Raw genomic sequence first — 17997 nt, 5'->3', positions numbered from 1 at the left:
TCTAAAGCTTTATTGGTAATGATTTGAGCCTTTTCATCTTTTTCGATCACGTACAATTTTTGCTAAATGTTACGTTCTCTCCTTTTTCAGCAGTCACGTTGCCAATAACGTTATTGGCAAATTCACTCTTCATTCAGTAATTTGATGGCGATAATTGCCAATAACGTTATTGGCAGCTGAAAATGCATGAAGTGATTTGATAAGGATGGGGTGGTCAAGGGACGGACACATGGTGGACTACACATGGTGGACTAAAAGAATTACGAACTCACGGAAGGAATGAAATTTTCTCTAACGAGCCTTTTTCCATAACCGCATCCTTCTTCTAGGCTCCACTCCTCTTGATTTCAATAAGTTCCAGCTTTAATGGGTAGCTGTAGCGATGCCTTAGTTGTGCGTCGGCTTCACTTCTCAATCGCGGAGACGCTGCGCTCTCCTGGACGCTCCTTGATGTGCCAACGGCGGTAGTCTCCCTGACCATCGCCTGCTGGCGCCTGAACATCCAACAACCCATTAAAGCTCCATTCCCCCACCACCAATAGATTTCTGTTTCTGTTGCGCTTGTCTATTCATCTGCTCTCGAACTTGCTGTTGACTAATTCGTAGCTGCTCATTCCAAGTTTCACCCTGTTGGGGTTTAACTCTGGTTGCTTCAGGCAGTTGCTCCATCACTTGTTGAGCTAGCTTTTCCCCCGACTCACCAGCACCATAAGCCACAAAGATTTCACCGCCACGCTCCATTGAGGAGTGCATTAACTCCATTGGCAGGGCATCAGTTCCATTTGTTGCCAAATAGAGAGTGGGGACTTTGGGATTGGGATACAAGGAAACTATTGACAAAACCTCAATAGGAGACTCTACTAGTGCAATTCTTTGTAAGTCTCCCTGACCTAATCCTACCCCAAACCAGCCTTCGTCTCGACTTGAACCGAGTGCTAACCCATTAAAGCCACTTCCCTTCATACTGGCTCCCGTGACACTACCGCGCCTAAGTTGTCCATCAGTGCAGTGCATAGCCTGTTGCAAGAATACAGCATTTCCTTGGGCATCAGCATAGATGCGCCCTACCGAGTGCGTCTTGTCCACCAAGTTTTCTCTCAGTCCACAAGTCTCGACCAGGTGGTGTCTCAAGAGCGACCACTTATCTTCATCCGGTGCTGGTGGTTCAAACTGTGGAACTCTTTTGGTGGCAATAATATCCTCTGCTTGTCGTTGGGACTTAGCTGTAGTGGCAGCGATCGCTTTTGTCTCCCCAAATCTATCAGCTAACCAAGCAACACTTGAGGGGTAGTCATAGTCCATAACGTGCTGCACCAGTTCTATCGCACCCTCACCATTGGTTTGTGTCCCAGAGTCGGAGAACTTAGTTGCGTTTATTTCCAGCACAATCCCTGCACCAATCCAGCGATTCTCCAAATCATTATTGCCTGACAACCCAAGTTCATAAGCCACATCTTCTAGAGGGATGTCTTGCAGCTGTTCTGATTGTTGTGCCAGTTGCTTCTTGAGCTTGCGAATTTGTAATTGCAACCGCTGGTTTTGTTGCCTCAATCGGTCAGCTGACGCTTGTGCTGCCTTAGCAGTAGCTTCCATCTCCCTACGCTGACGTTCGGCTCTATCCCTGTCTCTGGCTTTGTCGAGCAGCACGTCCATATCCAACGTATGGTCAGCGTTAATATTGCTGTAATATTGCTGGATGTCGATGTGCGTAGCCTTACTGCCTCGTATCCCCCGTTCTAAACCGAGTGGCTGCATGGCTTCAGCATAATCATCTTGCCATTTCCTCAAAATTTTGGGAGAGCCAAAGATGCCATTACAGTTGAGCTTGCCTTTTTCATCAATGGGAACCAAGTGAGCCTGAATATGGGGAGTGGCTTCATCTCGGTGCAGGACAGCGGACACAATGCGATCGCCAAATCGCTCACTCAACCACTGCTCGTTCAGCTTCACCCAGGCTTCTAATTTGTCATCCTCATATAACCCTGCTTCCGCTACACTGTCGTGACGAAAATATTCTGGAGAAGCAGCCAGTAACATATCTACACAAAGCACTGCATTCTTGCGAATCGTTTGCTCATTTATGCGATCGCGCACAGCCTGTACTAAATCCTGTTTAGGATTGCCAATCAGCCAGATATTTTCTTGATTGGGGTTAGCATTAGGTGTTTCTCTGGTACGCTGGGCGTGACTGGCACTGCCAGCGATTTGTCCCCAAGTTTTTTGCTTTTCAATGCGAAAGATTGCGTAAGCCATCGGCTTGTCCTTTATCAATCTCTCCTGTTTAATTGTGCTTTGGAGGAGTGTAAAAGCTGAATGATTTTACAAATTCCGTAGTAAGTATATTTATTATATTTTAATTGCTTCTTGGATAAGCCTTTCTTTAACTGACACGTCCCCACAATCGGGGTGCGCTCACGGGAACGAGCGAATTTCTCCATGCTGCCGAATATGCTCTACTAACATCTTGGTGTGACCACCTCCTTGCTCCAGATGCTCTAAATTCCCCACCAAAATAAATAATTCCCTAGCACGACTCACAGCCACATTCAGCAGATTCGGTCGGCGATTAATAAACCACAGCGAATCTTCTTTACGGCACTGGCGAGTGGATAGGAGAATCACCGATTTCTCGCCCCCTTGAAAGGTGTGAATTGTCCCAATGCTGTTATTGCTAAAATCTTTCCAGCGTGAGCATAAACGAGACCCAAGGGCGTTGGCTTGACGACGATAAGGCGAAATTACCCCAATTGTTTTTTCCGAGTCAGGCGAATCAATGCAGTAACCATACTTAAGCAGCTCCTCAATAATCGCTTCGACGGCTCTCGTTTCTTCAGGGTTTGTGTGGGATTCGTACTTGCCTTCGACGTGGTAAGCAATCAAGTTGGAACCAAGTGCAGAAGCTTTGTCGGGGGTTTTGATGATTAAGCCATAGTTACAGAGGCGATCTGAAAAAGTGATAATGGGTGGAACACAGCGGTGGTGTTCTTTGAGAATAATTCCGTTGCCCAAGTCTCCCGATTGACCACTAGCTCCTGCTGCTCGGTGATACGCGGTTGCTGTGTCGCAAGCTGTGGGACTGTAACGGTCATAGTCTGACTCGCTCAGTCCCCGTTTGAAAAAAGCCTGCGTGCAATATTGTTCTAGAGTTTGTTTGCTAAAGCTAATAACTGGCTCCAACTGCAAGGGGTCGCCCACCACAAGAGCCTTTTTGCAGCGCACGAGGGCAGGAAATAGCTGATGGACGGGAATCATCCCGGCTTCATCGACAATCAGCTGGTCAATGCAGCCACTGTCAGGATAGGGCAGTAGATTGCGGACAGAGTGCAGCGTTGAAGTGATAACTGGAAACAGCAGGCTGAGGTCAGAGTAAATATTTCGCCAGTCACGCCCAAAGGAGCGGTAAGCCTCCCATTCGCCACTCAAAACACTAATGTAAGTCTTTAAAGAGGCAATAACTTCATGCTTGCGTTGTAGTGCTTGGAGTTGCAGATACTGCCAAGACCACTCAAATAATTGCACAGAAAGCGGGTGGTGTTCGGTGTAGAAGCGAGTGTAAAAATCTTGAGTGGGATAGCCAGCCAACCGTTTTTCAACTTGTTGTTTCTCAGCAACAAGGTCATCTTGACGGCGTTGGAGCGAGTCTAAATGGGTTTGAGTGTCAGCCAATTTCTGAAATTTGGCGTGCCACTGGTGTGCTGCTTCTAGTTGTAAAGCGACAGAGGAGCAAGCAGCAGACAGAGATTCCCTGGTGAGAGGAATTTGAAAGGGAAAGGGTGTTGCTAGGGTAGCCAGAATCGGAGCTGAAATCTGTTTGTGCAACTTTCGTAGGATGTGTGCCTCAGTGGTTCTGGTCAGCTTTTGCCAGAATCTCGTGAGCCAGTGCCGCAATCGCACCCACCAATTACCATTTTTACGATTAAATTGGGAGCGGTCTACATGTGGAAGCGATCGCTTGGCATTGTCCAAATGCGGTTTGATTATCTGGTAGGCTTCTAGGGGGAATTGGGAGTAGTCGGGTTCGGAATATGGTAGCTGTTGTTGAAGTTGCTGCTTAATCTGAGGCGTTTCTATCTCAACAGACAGAGCTTCGATATTCTCAACAAGCTCTCGAAGCAGTTGTTCATCCTCTGCCCGTTGTTGAAGTTGTCTTTGGTCAAACTCTAGTTGAGAATGCAGTTGGTTGACTCCTGCCAACAATTTTTCCGACACTTCCTGGCATTCGGTTTCGTTAAAAGTCTCCTTCTGTAACCAGTCAATGGCAGCTTGTAGTTTGGGTATAACAAGTTTTGTGATTAACTCTTTGGAGCCTCCTGATAAGTAAAATCGGTCGGTTGGAAAGTCTTGAGCTAATCGTTGCTCAACATTGGAGACAGCCCGATTATTCGTACTGGTAACAAGGGTCAGATTACTTTCATCTTGTCCCGTTTGCGCCAACTGCACAGCCCGCTTAACGACTTGCTGGGCTATTTTGTGCAACAGCAAGGTAGTCTTGCCATTTCCCGGAGGACCAATAACGGCAGTGATGGGGTTCTCTTGGGAGGGTCTTTCCGTAGACTCCGGTGGACAGCCTTGTTTTGTAGATCCGCGATTCCCCACGACATTTTTTGATGTTCGCGCTTGCGTCTTAGAAGGAGAAGGCTGTCCACCGGAGTCAAGGATTGGTGTAGCGGTGTGTTTGAGAGCCACTGCTTGAGAGTCAGTGGGGGGATGAGTTGGAAAAGCTCCCAGAAACAGTATCTCGTGGTGTTGTGGTTGGGGTTGCCCGAACAGATATTCACAAGCGGGATGACCATCATCTGCCCACTCCCACTGCGGCTGCTCTAATATTTTCTGTAAGTCTTTTTTGAGATTGTAATTGTAAGCAACGAAGTCGAAGTGCAGCAGATAGGGAGCGCGTTTGGTTGTGTAAGGTTTGACTGGCAAGTCAACAAGGTCAATAAAGTCTTGCAGATTGGTGAAAGATTGCTTAAAGGTGGTTTCTAAGAAGACCTTGAGACCTTCTTTTATGACTAAGGCTTCGATTTCTTCTTCGTCAAGCTGATACAATTCCATCAAGTTTGGGGGAACGGGTTGGAACTCAAAAGAAGTCAAATCCCAACCTTTAGCGCGGTAGTTGCCTTGAAAGATGCTAGAAATATCAATCTTGAATAGGGGATAAAATCGGCGACTGCCTTCAATTGCCCGCCAAATCTGAGGCAAAGCTACAGCCATTTGAAAGTCATTATTTTTCCCTTTCTTCTTGAGCGCAAGGAATTGTTGTTTGAGTTGTTTAAATAAGGATTCTTCTATAAGCAGATTATCGCCGACCAGGGAGATGCCTTTGTCAAAGATTTGGTTATCATCGTCGGCAGCATCAACTTCAGCATGGGAGAGGTTTTCCAGATAAAAGAAATCCAACCAAGCGTTCAGTAGCTGATCAATCTTATGCTTATCTAGCATTGTCAGGAAAGGGCGATCGACTTTGGCTTTAAATGCTAGTGTAGTTTATTAATTTTGCTTTTGTGGTTTGTTATACACTCTCGAATACAGCAATGGTAAGGGTTTTACGGATTATGGGTGTTGTTTTTAGTGGCGTTTAATCGAGAGTGAGAAGCCTTAAGGGAGAATACTTCCTCAAAGGTAAAACGACGTAGGTTTTAGTGGCGTTTAATCGAGAGTGAGAAGGGTTTCCGGTTCAGCCAGGTTCGTAGTTGCTTATACACTGTACAATGCACTAAGGGTAAGGGTTTTACGGATTATGGGTGTTGTTTTTAGTGGCGTTTAATTTTCAGTAAGAAGGGTTTCCAGTTCAGCCAGAAGTGTTTCTAGACGAGTTTGCTTGTTGGGGTCATCCCAAATCCGGGCTTTCTTCACCTGACGGATTGTGGCATCTAGACGAGACTTGAGAGGCGTTGGTGGTGGCGTAGTGGGTGATAGAGTTTGGATGTGTTCTTTAATTTGCGATAGCGACCAGTTATTGGCAACGGCTTTTTCTAAGACGGTTTGCCGTGTCAAATCTTCTTTAATTTGGGCAATGACTTTGGCTTTGGTGTAGGCAATTTGTCCAGAGCGCAGCACATTGAGGATGTCTTCTGGGAGGTTTAGTAGAGGCAGGCGATTATTGACGAAGGACTCCCAGGTCATTGTCCCTAAGCCGGTAAATACTTCTTCAATAATTTTCAAATCTGGGTTGACACTTAAATTCGGGTTAGGGGATGGCGATGAACCATCCGATTCATTCTTGCCAATAACGTTATTGGCAGAGTCTGATTCCTCCGATTCATTCTTGCCAATAACGTTATTGGCAGATTTACCCTCATCAGATTCATTCTTGCCAATAATGTTATTGGCAGATTCCGGTTCATCATCCGATTCATTCTTGCCAATAATGTTATTGGCAGATTCCGGTTCATCATCCGATTCATTCTTGCCAATAACGTTATTGGCAGCGTCTGGATCTGACTCAGTTTTGCCAATAACGTTATTGGCAGATTCCATCTCATCTGATTCCCTCTTCCCAATAACGTTATTGGCAGAGTCTAATTCATTATCCGATGCTTCACTTTTGCCAATAACGTTATTGGCAGATTCCGGTTTATCCGATTCATTATCGGCAGTGTCAGGTTCATCCAAGTCATTCTTGCCAATAACGTTATTGGCAGAGTTTTGAGCCGATGCTTCACTTTTGCCAATAACGTTATTGGCAAGTTTGGCGGCTTCTTTTTGTTCGCGTTGCAGGCGATGCAGTAAGGTTGGAACTGACTCAACATTGCGCTTTAATCTGACTGCCAACAGTTGTAGGATGCCTTCAGTTTCCTCCACTGGGTTAAGGTCTTCTCGAAGCAAGTTTTCTATTAGTGCCAGTTGAAAAGCATCTTCGTTACTTAACTCGCGGACAACGACGGGGACTTTTTCAAGTCCACAATCTTTTGCGGCGCGGTAGCGTCGTTCCCCTGCCACTAATTCGTATTTACCCTCATCAATGGGGCGCACTAATAAGGGTTGCAGGATGCCATGCTGTTTGACTGAGGAGATTAACTCGTTTAGAGCTTGGGGGTCAAAGTAACGCCTGGGTTGCTGCTGGGGGAGACTTATCTGCTCTAATGGCACGTTGTGGGTGGACTCGGCGGCAGCGTTGGGAGATAAATCGCTTCTGGGGTCCCAAGGCACTTCAATTTGACTTTTGAGAGGTTGGTTACGTTTGCGGATCATTTCAAGGACTCCATGCTGCTAGCTAACTGTTTAAGGACAGCAACAGCTGGATGCTTTGGCTCATACACGGCTAAGGGCATTCGGTCTTCTGTTGCATCAACAAAGGTAGTGGAACGAGGAATGGGGGGAAAGACTTTTCCTGCGAGAGAGAGTTGTTCTTGAATTGCTCCCAAGGTGCGAGTGTCTTGGGAATTACGGGAATCGTATTTTGTAGGAACGAAACCAGCTATCTCAAGATGACGGTTGACTTTGGTGCGAATCCTGGCGACGGTTTTCAGGAGTTCGTTTGTTCCTTCAAAGGCTTTGAAATGGGTTTCGATGGGGACAAGGACATGAGTAGCGGCTACAAGAGAAATGTAACTTAGCAGTCCTAGACTGGGAGGGCAGTCTATTAAGATGAAGTCGTAATCGTCCCGGATTGGCTCAATAGCTTCTTTGAGGCGAAAGTCGCGCAGTTCGGCATTGACCAATAGCATTTCCGCTGTACTAAGGGTGGTGTTGGTGGGGGCTAAGTCCATGCCATGAATTCCCTGATGAATCGGCAGGGGTTGTTCTTCGACTATGGCATCATAGACGGTTTTGTTTAAAACTCTAGGAACTAAACCCATAAAGATTGTTAAGGAGCCTTGAGGGTCCATGTCGATGAGGAGGACACGATGTTTGAGTTGTGCTAAATGATAGCCCAAGTTTTGGGTAAGAGTTGACTTGGCGACACCACCCGCTTGATTAAATATTGCAATTATTCGGCTCATAAGTGAGTTGATTGGCTCTGCCCCATATAGAGGTAAGATAACTCAATTAGTGCTGTTAAATTGTGTTTGTCTCGTAAAAAGACTTGATGGCGTTCTTAAGAAGCGATCGCAGAGTCAAGAAGTGCGATCGCTTCTTTAGCCCTATCCCCGAATTGCCTTTCAGAGGATTCTAGCCAAGTGGAGCTTGGCTGGAACACAGAGATCCGTTTGGGGTTGGGGGACATACGGGCGATGGTCTCTTATAGTACCGCCGTTGGCGTAAAGCCTTCTCTACGAGACGCTACGCGAACGGCATAGCTGAGTCCTTCGGACACGCTACGCGAACGCTTACGGCGGAGCCTCTCGTAGAGAAGCCGACGCACAACTAAGGCATCGCTCGAAAGCTCGGCACCGCTCCAGAACGTGCTTCAAGCGCTGCCGGGAGCGCAAGTACTCTATGCCGCCCCTGAATGTTGAGTGATGCGCGGAAAATTCCGTAGTAAGTATTATTTATATTCTCAAGTGTAAAGTTGCTAGCTGTATGTGAAGATGTATCGTTTATCAATCACTGTGTCATCAAAAACTAGATATGCATTATCACTTACTTGGATAATATCTTTAACATTATCCCAAAGCAAGCGTGGGGGAGCGCTTTTCATTTTTGAGATAGCGGTTAATTAAATCAATTGCTAATCTGCTCTAAATGCTCTGCCAAATTTGTCAGAGTATAATTAATTTGACTGCTTAGTAAGTATTGGCAATAGTTAAGTTTAGTAAATCTCATTGCTAAACAAGTTTTTTGATCCACCCTCTATTAATTTTCTCATAAAATTTTCCAGTCAACTTTCCACAATTGATTAGTATTACTAATTTAAGCTTGAGGCGATCACTGAAATTCTTTCTTAGAAGACAAATGTAATACTAGATAGCGATCGCCCTGTACCAGTTACGTCAGATATGCTAATACAAAGGTACTACTAAATGGCGATCGCCTGTGCCAGTTGCGTAAGTCCTGTAACCTAAATAACCAACCAAAGCGAAATAAATCGTACTATAACAATTCACATTTGTGAGCGTTGACAACATTCAGGGGCTGAGAAAAAGTTTCTATAAATTCCACCACAACTATTTGCCATTCACTTATGAGCCAGTATATTCTCAGTAGTCTTACAGATGATGAAGAACTTAATTTTTCTGAAGAAGCAGAGGTTTTCGTTTTTCCCACTTCTTTCGCTCAACAGCGATTGTGGTTTCTTGACCAGTTAGCACCGGGCAATCCATTTTACAACGTGTCAACAGCACTTCGCCTGACAGGTTCCTTCAACTTCACCGCCTTAAAGAAGACATTTAACGAAATTGTACGTCGCCACGAAACCTTACGCACTACGTTTGTTATGGTAGAGCAGCAACCAGTGCAGGCGATCGCACCCAGTTTAACCATACCTCTTCCCCTAATAGACCTACGCCATTTCGAGAGCCAAGAACGCGACACACAAGTGCAGCAAATCGTAAACCAAGAGGCTCAACGTCCTTTCAACCTCACCACTGGCCCATTGCTGCGAGTAAAGCTGCTACAAATGGATGAAGCAGAATATCTGCTGCTGCTAAATCTACATCACATTGTTGCCGATGGCTGGTCAATTGGAGTGCTAATTAAAGAATTGGGGTTATTATACAAAGCCTTTGCAGAGGATAAGCGATGTCTGACGACAAGCGACTCCGTGTCTACGCCCCTGCCAGAACTACCCATTCAATATGCAGATTTCGCCGAATGGCAAGGGAAGTGGCTGCAAGCAGTAGGAGCAAACGGCTGTTCGCCCCTACAAACCCAGTTAGCTTATTGGCAAAAGCAATTAGACGGGATTTCGGTATTGAATCTCCCCACCGACCGACTCAGACCAGCAGTTCCTACCTACAGGGGTGCAAAACAATTTCTAGAGTTACCACACTCCTTAACTCAAGCGCTAGAAGCACTGAGTTACCAAGAAGGCGTTACCTTGTTCATGACAATGCTTGCCGCGTTTCAGACTTTGCTCTATCGCTACACGCAGCAAGAGGATATTGTAATAGGTTCACCTATTGCTAATCGCAATCGTAGCGAGCTAGAAGGATTAATTGGTTTTTTTGTCAATAGCTTGGTGTTACGTACAGATTTCTCAGGCAAGGCGACGTTTCGAGAATTGTTGAATCGAGTGCGAGAGATAACTTTAGAAGCATACAGTCATCAGGACTTGCCTTTTGAAAAGTTGGTGGAGGAACTTCACCCAGAGCGAGATTTGAGCTATCATCCTTTTTTTCAGGTTGTATTTAGCTTACAAAACACTCCTATCGAAACGCTAGAATTACCTGGGTTAACACTTTCGCTATTTGAGTTCGATAGCAAAACTGCAAAGCTTGATTTAGAATTCCATTTGTGGCAAGACTTGGAAAGTTTGAAAGGACAAATGGTTTATAGCACCGATTTATTTGATGACAAAACCATTACGCGAATGCTAGGACATTTCCAAACGCTGCTAGAAAGCATTGTTGCAAATCCAGAACAGCGGATTTCAGATTTGTCTTTGCTTACTGTGCAAGAACGACAAGAGTTATTAATTGATTGGAATGACACTAAACGAGACTATCCAGAGAACAAGTGTTTTCACCAATTATTTGAAGCACAAGTGCAGGAAACTCCCGATGCGATTGCGTTAAACGCACGCTCCGCGAACGCACTAGTTTTTGACGATGAACAACTCAGCTACAAAGAGTTAAATATACGCAGCAACCAACTTGCACATTATCTGAAAAAATTGGGGGTAGTCCCTAACGTTTTAGTAGGTATTTGCGTAGAGCGATCGCTAGAGATGATCGTCACATTATTAGCCATCCTCAAAGCGGGTGGAGCATACCTGCCTTTAGATCCGAGCCTACCTCAAGAACGTCTTAACTTCATCCTAGAAGATGCACAAGTTTCAATCTTGCTGACACAAGAAAAGTTACTCAAGCATTTTGAAGACTTCTCGAATCCAATTATTTACATAGATAAAGATTGGGAAACTATTACACAACACAGCCAAGAAAACCCAACTAACTGCGTAATATTTGACAACCTAGCTTATGTTATCTACACCTCTGGCTCAACAGGAAAGCCTAAAGGCGTTTTGCTCCAGCATCGAGGATTATCTAACTTAGCAAAAGCTCAGATTGAAATTTTCAACTTACAACCGAATAACCGCGTTCTGCAATTCGCATCATTAAGCTTCGATGCCTCAATTTTTGAGATTGTTATGGCACTACAAACAGGAGCAACTCTTTATTTAGCAAACAAAGAATCCCTTCTACCCGGACAACCTTTGCTCAAATTCTTGCGCGAAAAAGCTATTACTCACGTCACCCTTCCACCAGCAGTCTTAGCAGTCTTACCTACAGAATCACTGCCGACATTGCAAACTATTATCTGTGCAGGCGAATCCTGTACCGATGATATTGTAAAACGTTGGTGTAACTCTCAGCGTCGGTTTTTTAATGCTTATGGCCCTACTGAAGCAACAGTTTGGTCAACTGTTGCAGAGATTAGTACTATGAGTAAAAAACCGCCCATCGGTCGCCCTATTGCTAACACTCAAATTTATATATTAGATAAGTATTTACAACCTCTACCAATTGGGATTCCTGGCGAATTATACATAGAAGGTGAAGGATTGGCACAAGGCTATATTAACCGTCCAGAATTAACTACTGAAAAATTTCTTCCCAATCCTTTTAATAATAAAAAGGGAGCGCGACTTTACAAGACGGGTGATTTAGCTCGGTATCGACCAGACGGTAATATTGAATTTTTAGGACGCATCGATAATCAAGTAAAAATTCGGGGATTTCGCATTGAGTTGTCAGAAATTGAAACAGTGCTGAGTCAGCATGAAAGTGTCAAAAAAGCAGTAGTAATTGTTAAAGAGAACATATCTGGTGATAAGTATTTAGTGGCTTATATTGTTACCAATGTAGAGACGCAACGGCAGTCGCTACAACGGGGAGCCACTCCGTTGGACGGGTTCCCCGGCTTGAAGGAAGTGGCGTGGGAACCCCCGCAACGCGCTGCCTCAAATTTTGCGTCTCTACTACGCAAATTCTTAAAAGAAAAATTACCCGAATACATGGTGCCAAAAGCTTTTGTAGTCCTGGATTCTCTGCCGCTAACAGTTAGTGGCAAAGTGGATCGTTTGGCGCTAACAGCACTCGACAGTCCCGCTAGCCGCTTAATAGATAAAGCATTTATCGCTCCTCGTACTCCAACTGAGTCAACCTTGGCAAAAATTTGGGCTGAAGTCCTTAATGTTGAGCGTGTAGGTATTCACGATAACTTCTTCGACTTGGGAGGAGATTCGCTTTTAACTGTACGCCTCCTGAAGCAAATACACAAGCAGTTTGAGAACGAATTAGCGTTATCTACCTTATTTTTAAATCCGACAATTGAAAGTTTAGCAACTGCTCTATCCTCAAAAGCAGATTCTCTCCCGTGGTCTCCCTTAGTTCCGATTCAACCTGCTGGTTCAAATCCACCTTTTTTCTGCGTCCATCCAATTTTTGGTGTTGTTTTTCCTTATTACGAATTAGCTGCTAATTTGGGAAAAAATCAACCATTTTATGGGCTACAACCCATTGGACTTGACGGGAAAACTCCTCCACTAACTCGCATTGAGGATATGGCTACCCACTACATTGAAGCATTGCGGAGAGTGCAGCCGAAAGGCCCTTATTTTTTGGGAGGTTGGTCTTTTGGAGGTTGGGTTGCTTTTGAAATGGCTCAACAACTCCAAAAGTCTGGGGAAGAAATGGCTTTACTCGCTGTGCTTGACACTTTAGCGCCAATTCCAGGCAATATACCTTCTTTGGGTAGTGGTTTCAAGTTTATGCTGACGACAGTGGCGCGATATATATGGCCCTTTTTCCTCGATTATTTTTATCTGATTATTGCGATCGCCAATAACAGAATTAACAGTTTAACTTCTGGGTTAACTAATTTTAATAAAATTGTGCAAAATTCTGTTTGGGAGTCGCTAACGCGATCGCTCCAAACAAATCTATTCTCCAACTTCATCCTAAAAGAGGATGCCACAGTCAACCTTATATCTGAAGAATCCAAGTTAAGACTTTTAAGCGAGTTAGCAATTCGTCCAATGTTTCGCGTTTTTTATGCCAATAGCCAAGCAGTTCTTAACTACGTTCCCCAAGCTTACCCTAAACGAATTAATCTTTTCAGAACAAAGGTTCAATCAAGCATTGCCAAGGAAGATCCGAGTATGGGTTGGGATCAGCTAATTGTGGGAGGAACGGAAATTCATCATATTCCTGGCAATCACCTAACTATGCTCAGAAAACCCCATATCCAAATTCTCGCCGCACAGCTAAGAGCTTGTATTGAGAAAGCACAGAATTTAAAATAAGGATCGTTATGTCTTCTGAAGAAGTCTTCGTTTTTCCAGCATCTTTTGCTCAACAACGGCTATGGTTTCTCGACCAGTTGATCCCCGACAATGGTATCTACAATGTGCCGACAGTAATTCGTTTGACCGGTTCGCTGAAATTAGCCGCACTAAAACAGACTTTTAACGAAATCGTGCGTCGCCACGAAACTTTACGCACAACTTTTATTGTGTCGGATGGGCAACCCCTACAGGCTATTGCACCCAGCTTAACAATACCTCTTTCTGTATTAGACCTCCAGCAATTGCCAGATGATGAACAAGAGGTTAAAGCAAAGTGTATTATTACCGCAGAGATAGAACATCCTTTCGATTTATCCTCCGGGCCATTGCTGCGAGTAATACTCCTCGTCCTTTCTGAGACAGAACATATTCTATTATTGAATATGCACCACATTATCTGCGACGATTGGTCTATGGGGGTACTGATTCGGGAACTGGGAACGCTGTATGCAGCTTTTGCACAAAACCAGCCTTCTCCTCTATTAGAACTGCCTCTTCAGTATGCCGATTTTGCTCACTGGCAGCGCGAGTGGTTGCAAGGAGAAGTACTCCAAACCCAGTTAGCTTACTGGCGGGAGCAATTAAACGGTATTTCCATACTGCATCTGCCTACTGACAAACCAAGACCAGCTATACAAAGCTATCAAGGATCAACGCAATTTCTAGAATTACCGAAAAAGCTAATTGATGCACTAGAAAAGCTGTCACAGCAAGAAGGTGTTACCTTATTTATGACATTGGTGGCAGCATTTCAAACATTACTTTACCGCTACACACACCAAGAAGATATCGCGGTAGGTTCGCCAATTGCTAATCGTAACCGCAGCGAAATAGAAGGGATAATTGGTTTTTTTGTCAATAGTTTGGTGCTACGTAGCAACTTATCTGGAAACCCCACCTTTCGGGAACTACTAGGCAGAGTACGCGAAGTAACATTAGGAGCATACAGCCACCAAGATTTGCCCTTTGAAAAGTTAGTTGAAGAACTACATCCAGAGCGGAACTTGAGTCATCATCCGCTATTTCAAGTGGTATTTGGTTTTCAGAATGCGCCAATGTCAGCGCTAGAGCTACCTGGATTAGTACCTAGCTTTATGAATATTGACTTGAAAAAAACACGTTTTGATTTGGAACTGCATCTGTGGAAGTGTTCTGAGGATTTTAGGAGCTTATGGGGCGGAAACTGGGAATATTCTGAAGGTTTTCGAGGCGTAATTGTTTACAACACAGATTTGTTTGATCAAGCCACTATTAGCCGGATGGTGGAACATTTTAAAAATCTGTTGTTAGCTATTGTTGTAAATACAGAAGAACGAATTGCAAATTTACCGTTATTAAGTGAAGCGGAGTTACATCAGGTATTGGCGAAATGGAATAACACCCAAGCCGATTATCCTCAAGATAAGTGTATCCATCAATTGTTTGAAGAAAAGGTACAACAGTATCCTGATTCTATAGCAGTAAACTTTGCTAACGAGCAACTGACTTATCAAGAGTTGAATACTCGCAGCAATCAACTAGCACACCACTTACAAAAAATCGGAGTATGTTCAGAAGTTTTAGTCGGCATTTGTATCTCACAGTCTATAGAAATGATCGTCGGATTGTTGGGTATTCTTAAAGCAGGGGGAACGTATGTTCCATTAGACTCAAGTTATCCTCAAGAGCGTCTAAATTTTATGCTTGAAGATGCACAAGTTTCAGTGTTGCTGACACAAGAAAACTTGCTCAAGCATTTTGCAGGTTTCTCAAAACTAATTATTTCTATAGATAAAGATTGGCAAATTATTAACCAAGAAAAGGAAGACAATCCCGAAAGCGATTTAAATAGTGATAATTTAGCTTATGTTATTTACACCTCTGGTTCTACAGGAAAACCCAAGGGAGTTGCTGTACCTCACAAAGCTGTAAATCGGTTAGTGTGCAATACGAACTATATAAAATTATTACCATCTGATAAAGTCGCCCAAGCCTCAAACGCCTCTTTTGATGCAGCTACATTCGAGATTTGGGGAGCGCTACTTAACGGCGCTCAACTTGTAGGAGTTAGTAAAGATATAACCCTCTCGCCTCACGAATTTGCATTAAAACTACGAGAAAAAGGTATCAGTATTCTGTTTTTGACTACTGCGTTATTTCAACAGATTGCCAGAGATGTTCCACAAGCTTTTACTTCGTTGCGATATTTGCTGTTTGGTGGCGAGACTGTTGATAAAAGATGGGTTAAAAAGATTCTTAAACATGGTGCGCCAAAGCATTTAATTCATGTTTATGGGCCTACAGAGAATACAACATTTTCTTCTTATTATTACGTACAAGATTTACCATTAGCCACATCTTTTCCTATTGGTCGTCCCATTACAAATACGCAAATTTATATATTGGATGCCCATTTACAACTAGTGCCTATTGGTGTTACTGGCGAATTATATATGGGTGGGGAGGGGTTGGCGCGAGAATATCTCAATCTAACTGAATTAACTGCTAAAAACTTTATTACTTATTCTTTTAGTAATAAACCGAAAGCACGTCTTTATAAAACTGGTGATTTAGCTCGCTATTTACCTGATGGCAATATTGAATTTTTAGGTCGCATTGACAATCAAGTAAAAATTCGTGGCTTCCGCATTGAGTTGTCAGAGATTGAAGCGGTGTTAAATAAACATCCAGCAGTGAGAGAAACTGTTGTCATTGTTGGTGAGGATGTACCTGATGATAAGTACTTGGTAGCTTATGTTGTTCTCAACCAGGAACAGATAGCGATGCAAGAGGTGCAAGGCTTTACATCCTTACTTCGTCAATTCCTCAAAGAAAAGTTACCACAATACATGGTGCCAAGCGCCTACGTGATACTGGAATCTCTACCTTTAACACATAATGGCAAAGTGGATCGGCGTGCTTTACCCATGCCTGATACAATTTCTTTCAATAATCAAGATTATGTGGCACCGCGATCGCAAGTTGAAGAGTTACTTGCCCAAATTTGGGCTAAAGTCTTGGGAAAAGAGCAAGTAGGTATCTACGACAATTTCTTTGAATTAGGTGGTCATTCTCTCTTGGCGACTCAGTTAATTTCTCGAATCCGCGATACTTTCCAAATAGATGTACCTGTACGCAATTTGTTTGCAGCACCAACTGTTGAACAACTTACTAAATACATTGAAACAACTTTTTGGGCGGCAAAAAGTTTAGATAAAGTTGGAACTACGGGTCAGGAGCGAGAAGAGGTAGAATTTTAAGGAGAAACACTTGAGTTTGAGCAGCCGGCACAAAACGCGCTAACCGCTTCGGCAAACTGTTGGTTTTGCTCCATTAGTGCCATGTGTCCGCCTGGGTTGAGGGTAACTCGTTGAGAGTTCGGCAATTCAGCTTTCATGCGATCGCTGGCAACAGGTTTAGTTGCTATATCTGAATTGCCGCAAACAACCAACACAGGTACTTTAATAGTTGCAAGTGTGTCTGTTTCGTCAAACTTCAACATTCCCAGTGTGCCACGAGCTAAAACACCAGGCGAACCCAATGCTGATAATAGACCTGCAAAACTTAGTTGACCCCGTGTTTCTGTACCCGTAAATCCAGATAGTTCGACGGTGATGTACAGCGAACCATTCAAATACGAAAGCCAAGTCATCAACCAAAAAATCGGCCACAGCACGATAGTCAGGTACAACACAGGTTCGAGTAGCGGTTTCTGCAATTTACGTACCAGACCGCTAAAGATACAAGTTTTGACCGGATTGGTGTAAGTAGTATCTACAAGAATTAAGCCAGCCACCCGACTCCCTAATTGCTCTGGAAACAGCCTACAAAATGTGAGGTTAATCATCCCACCCATACTGTGCCCTACCAAGATAACAGGTTTATCCCCTGCTATGGCGATAACAGCTTCTAAATCACGGGCATATTTTTCTATAGAGTGATCGTTGTTTTTCGGTTTGGCGGATTTTCCTAACCCTGGTAGATCCCAGACAATTACTCGGAAGCGATCGCTCAGTTGTCGTTTGGCATAATACCATAGAGTACTGTTTGGCCCCCAACCGTGTGACAAGATAATCGGTTGACCATCTTCAGGGCCAAAAAACTCTACTTGCAGTACACTACCATCCGGTCGTGGCAAACGTTGAACAGTTTTGCTACGCATAAACTTAGGTTCATCGGCTCCAGGACGGCGCAGCAATGGCAAACTGATAAAACGACCGCCAAAAGTCCACAGAACCATTATTAGCCCAGCCACTAAGTAAAATGTTCCTACAAGTTCTCCTTCGTACCACTCATAGAGAATGTAGCTCCCCCCGCCAATTACCGCAATCGACAGCAGTTGAACCAGCCATACAAACAGAAAATTATGAGGCATGAATATCATGAGCCTAAACCTTGCAATACGTTGTTCACTGCGTTGTCTTTTAGCTTCATACCATAGTTATAATCATGCAACTTTCACTCCCAAGAATGATTTATACAGTGTTATAAGTGTGATAAAAATACTGAGTTAGGTAATAAGCAGTGCAGCTTGGCAAAAAGAACTATCCAGTTAAAAAATGTTAAAAAGCTAATGACACAAGCAATATTCTTCCAGCATAGCTGCCTACTAACTTCTAATAAATAAC

7 protein-coding genes and 1 pseudogene are annotated in these 17997 nt (G+C 43.8%); 2 read left to right on the top strand and 6 right to left on the bottom strand.

The window, feature by feature from the left end:
• Positions 1-513 precede the first annotated feature (513 nt).
• From mobV to TOL9009_RS50710, 5 genes and pseudogenes are all read right to left on the bottom strand, one after another.
• Positions 514-2253 (bottom strand): MobV family relaxase, encoded by a 1740-nt coding sequence (mobV, locus tag TOL9009_RS0104985; RefSeq protein ID WP_029631604.1) that lies wholly within the window; start codon positions 2251-2253, stop codon positions 514-516.
• A 159-nt stretch (positions 2254-2412) separates the two neighbouring features.
• The gene (locus TOL9009_RS0104980; protein WP_029631602.1) at positions 2413-5439 is read right to left on the bottom strand and encodes a DEAD/DEAH box helicase; all 3027 of its coding nucleotides are present in this window, start codon (positions 5437-5439) and stop codon (positions 2413-2415) included.
• A 321-nt stretch (positions 5440-5760) separates the two neighbouring features.
• Positions 5761-7191 carry a ParB/RepB/Spo0J family partition protein gene (locus tag TOL9009_RS49995; protein ID WP_029631600.1) on the bottom strand — a complete coding sequence of 477 codons (1431 nt, stop codon included), beginning with the start codon at positions 7189-7191 and terminating at the stop codon, positions 5761-5763.
• Positions 7188-7943, bottom strand: coding sequence for a ParA family protein (locus TOL9009_RS0104970; protein WP_029631598.1), 756 nt, complete (start codon positions 7941-7943; stop codon positions 7188-7190). Before TOL9009_RS0104970 ends, TOL9009_RS49995 begins: the two co-directional genes overlap by 4 nt.
• 530 nt (positions 7944-8473) lie before the next feature.
• Positions 8474-8706 (bottom strand): annotated as a pseudogene (locus TOL9009_RS50710) (IS701 family transposase); the annotation flags it as partial.
• A gap of 358 nt (positions 8707-9064) precedes the next feature.
• Here TOL9009_RS50710 and TOL9009_RS0104960 point away from each other — a divergent pair.
• Both TOL9009_RS0104960 and TOL9009_RS0104955 read left to right on the top strand, forming a co-directional pair.
• A complete protein-coding gene (locus TOL9009_RS0104960) occupies positions 9065-13348 on the top strand; it encodes a non-ribosomal peptide synthetase (RefSeq protein ID WP_029631596.1) in 4284 nt (1427 codons plus the stop codon).
• An 8-nt stretch (positions 13349-13356) separates the two neighbouring features.
• Entirely contained in the window at positions 13357-16629 is a 3273-nt protein-coding gene (locus tag TOL9009_RS0104955; protein ID WP_029631594.1) for a non-ribosomal peptide synthetase, read from the top strand.
• On the opposite strand, the gene TOL9009_RS0104950 is transcribed toward TOL9009_RS0104955, so the two are convergent.
• A complete protein-coding gene (locus TOL9009_RS0104950; RefSeq protein WP_242055542.1) occupies positions 16626-17744 on the bottom strand; it encodes an alpha/beta fold hydrolase in 1119 nt (372 codons plus the stop codon). The genes TOL9009_RS0104955 and TOL9009_RS0104950 overlap by 4 nt on opposite strands.
• Positions 17745-17997 lie beyond the last annotated feature (253 nt).

Origin of the sequence: [Scytonema hofmanni] UTEX 2349 (assembly GCF_000582685.1) — a bacterium.
GTDB classification, from domain to species: Bacteria; Cyanobacteriota; Cyanobacteriia; order Cyanobacteriales; family Nostocaceae; genus Hassallia; species Hassallia hofmanni.
This window is presented reverse-complemented; position numbering and strand designations above follow the sequence as displayed.

Coding starts and splice junctions, on each gene's coding strand:
- mobV (WP_029631604.1), bottom strand. CDS start 2,253: ATGGCTTACGCAATCTTTCGCATTGAAAAGCAAAAAACTTGGGGACAA.
- TOL9009_RS0104980 (WP_029631602.1), bottom strand. CDS start 5,439: ATGCTAGATAAGCATAAGATTGATCAGCTACTGAACGCTTGGTTGGAT.
- TOL9009_RS49995 (WP_029631600.1), bottom strand. CDS start 7,191: ATGATCCGCAAACGTAACCAACCTCTCAAAAGTCAAATTGAAGTGCCT.
- TOL9009_RS0104970 (WP_029631598.1), bottom strand. CDS start 7,943: ATGAGCCGAATAATTGCAATATTTAATCAAGCGGGTGGTGTCGCCAAG.
- TOL9009_RS0104960 (WP_029631596.1), top strand. CDS start 9,065: ATGAGCCAGTATATTCTCAGTAGTCTTACAGATGATGAAGAACTTAAT.
- TOL9009_RS0104955 (WP_029631594.1), top strand. CDS start 13,357: ATGTCTTCTGAAGAAGTCTTCGTTTTTCCAGCATCTTTTGCTCAACAA.
- TOL9009_RS0104950 (WP_242055542.1), bottom strand. CDS start 17,744: ATGCCTCATAATTTTCTGTTTGTATGGCTGGTTCAACTGCTGTCGATT.